We start from the raw sequence: 3237 nt of genomic DNA, 5'->3' as shown, positions 1-3237 counted from the left end.
AAAACTACTTGGGTGTTGTATGGTTAAGCCTCACGGGTAATTAGTATTGGTTAGCTCAATGCCTCGCAGCACTTCCACACCCAACCTATCAACGTTGTAGTCTCCAACGACCCTTTAGGGAGCTTAAAGCTCCAGTGAGAACTCATCTCAAAGCCTGCTTCCCGCTTAGATGCTTTCAGCGGTTATCAGTTCCGAACGTAGCTACCGGGCAATGCTATTGGCATAACAACCCGAACACCAGCGGTTCGTCCACTCCGGTCCTCTCGTACTAGGAGCAGCCCTCTTCAATTCTCAAACGCCCACGGCAGATAGGGACCGAACTGTCTCACGACGTTCTAAACCCAGCTCGCGTACCACTTTAAATGGCGAACAGCCATACCCTTGGGACCGACTTCAGCCCCAGGATGTGATGAGCCGACATCGAGGTGCCAAACACCGCCGTCGATATGAACTCTTGGGCGGTATCAGCCTGTTATCCCCGGAGTACCTTTTATCCGTTGAGCGATGGCCCTTCCATACAGAACCACCGGATCACTATGACCTACTTTCGTACCTGCTCGACGTGTCTGTCTCGCAGTTAAGCTGGCTTATGCCATTGCACTAACCGTACGATGTCCGACCGTACTTAGCCAACCTTCGTGCTCCTCCGTTACTCTTTAGGAGGAGACCGCCCCAGTCAAACTACCCACCAGACAGTGTCCCCAAGCCCGATAAGGGCCCTAGGTTAGAACATCACGCATACAAGGGTGGTATTTCAAGGTAGACTCCACCACATCTAGCGACATGGTTTCATAGTCTCCCACCTATCCTACACATGTAGGAGCAATGTTCACTGTCAAGCTATAGTAAAGGTTCACGGGGTCTTTCCGTCTAGCCGCGGGTATACGGCATCTTAACCGCAATTTCAATTTCACTGAGTCTCGGGTGGAGACAGTGTGGCCATGATTACGCCATTCGTGCAGGTCGGAACTTACCCGACAAGGAATTTCGCTACCTTAGGACCGTTATAGTTACGGCCGCCGTTTACCGGGGCTTCGATCATGAGCTTCGTCCGAGGACTAACCCAATCAATTAACCTTCCGGCACCGGGCAGGCGTCACACCGTATACGTCATCTTTCGATTTTGCACAGTGCTGTGTTTTTAATAAACAGTTCCAGCCACCTGGTTACTTCGACTCTCCGATGCTTACGCCGCAAGGGCTTCACATTAGAGAGCGTACCTTCTCCCGAAGTTACGGTACTATTTTGCCTAGTTCCTTCACCCGAGTTCTCTCAAGCGCCTTAGTATTCTCTACCTAACCACCTGTGTCGGTTTGGGGTACGGTTCCTATATATCTGAAGCTTAGAAGCTTTTCCTGGAAGCATGGCATCAATGACTTCAACTCCGTAGAGTCTCGTCTCGTATCTCAGCGTTTAAATGAAATCCCGGATTTACCTAAGATAACCGCCTACATACTTTCACACGGACTACCAACGCCGTGCTCACCTAGCCTACTCCGTCCCTCCTTCGCAATATATAGAAGTACAGAAATATTAATCTGTTTCCCATCGACTACGCGTTTCCGCCTCGCCTTAGGGGCCGACTTACCCTGCCCTGATTAACATGGGACAGGAAACCTTGGTCTTTCGGCGGGGGAGTTTTTCACTCCCCTTATCGTTACTCATGTCAGCATTCGCACTTCTGATACCTCCAGCAAGCTTTACAACTCACCTTCAACGGCTTACAGAACGCTCCCCTACCACTTGAACCTAAGTTCAAATCCGCAGCTTCGGTGACTAGTTTAGCCCCGTTACATCTTCCGCGCAGACCGACTCGACTAGTGAGCTATTACGCTTTCTTTAAAGGATGGCTGCTTCTAAGCCAACCTCCTAGCTGTCTATGCCTTTCCACATCGTTTCCCACTTAACTAGTACTTTGGGACCTTAGCTGGCGGTCTGGGTTGTTTCCCTCTTCACAACGGACGTTAGCACCCGTAGTGTGTCTCCCGCATATCACTCATTGGTATTCGGAGTTTGCAAAGGGTTGGTAAGTCGGGATGACCCCCTAGCCTTAACAGTGCTCTACCCCCAATGGTGTTCGTGCGAGGCTCTACCTAAATAGATTTCGGGGAGAACCAGCTATCTCCCGGCTTGATTAGCCTTTCACTCCGACCCACAAGTCATCACCGCATTTTTCAACATACGTGTGTTCGGTCCTCCAGTTGATGTTACTCAACCTTCAACCTGCCCATGGGTAGATCGCCGGGTTTCGGGTCTATACCCTGCAACTAAACGCGCAGTTAACACTCGCTTTCGCTACGGCTCCCCTATTCGGTTAACCTTGCTACAGAATATAAGTCGCTGACCCATTATACAAAAGGTACGCAATCACTAGACTAAATCTAGCTCTCACTGCTTGTACGTATGCGGTTTCAGGTTCTATTTCACTCCCCTCACAGGGGTTCTTTTCGCCTTTCCCTCACGGTACTGGTTCACTATCGGTCAGTTAGGAGTATTTAGCCTTGGAGGATGGTCCCCCCATGTTCAGTCAACGTTTCACGTGTGCCGACCTACTCGATTTCATGATAAGTTTATTTTCGTGTACGGGGCTATCACCCTGTATCGCTCTACTTTCCAGTAGATTCCACTAACTTACAAACCACTTAAGGGCTAATTCCCGTTCGCTCGCCGCTACTAAGGAAATCTCGGTTGATTTCTTTTCCTCGGGGTACTTAGATGTTTCAGTTCTCCCGGTTCGCCTCATTAAGCTATGTATTCACTTAATGATACCCAACTTACGTTGGGTGGGTTTCCCCATTCGGATATCTTTGGCTATAACGGTTTTTATCACCTCACCAAAGCTTTTCGCAGATTAACACGTCCTTCATCGCCTCTAACTGCCAAGGCATCCACCACATACGCTTAGTCACTTAACCATACAACCCTAAGTAGTCTCCTCTTAAAAAGAATCAACACAAAGTACACCGCGGAGACTAATCCACAGCAATTGTAAAGTCTGACATTTTCACGCACAAATAAATGTGTCTTGAATAAGAGTGGTAACAAATTTAACTCGTAAAAGTAAATTTATTACCGGGTTGATTGCGTCTCCGAGGAGGAGCCACAATCACCATTATTAACAGGCGATATTCCCATTAACAACAGCTTGGTATTTATAATTTATGAACAACAGCGCGACACCGTGTTCATCATATAAATACCGGTATTTATATCAGCTTTCCAGATTGTTAAAGAACT

At 48.3% G+C, this 3237-nt stretch carries 1 rRNA gene; it reads right to left on the bottom strand.

Features of this window, described 5'->3' with window-relative positions:
* Nucleotides 1-19 precede the first annotated feature (19 nt).
* Nucleotides 20-2915: ribosomal RNA gene (locus H4J38_RS16840) — 23S ribosomal RNA — on the bottom strand.
* Nucleotides 2916-3237: the final 322 nt, after the last annotated feature.

The organism is Colwellia sp. BRX10-3 (genome assembly GCF_014077505.1).
In the GTDB taxonomy this organism is placed as follows: Bacteria; Pseudomonadota; Gammaproteobacteria; order Enterobacterales; family Alteromonadaceae; genus Cognaticolwellia.
The sequence above is the reverse complement of the archived record's forward strand: the minus strand, read 5'-3'. Positions and strand labels throughout refer to the sequence as shown.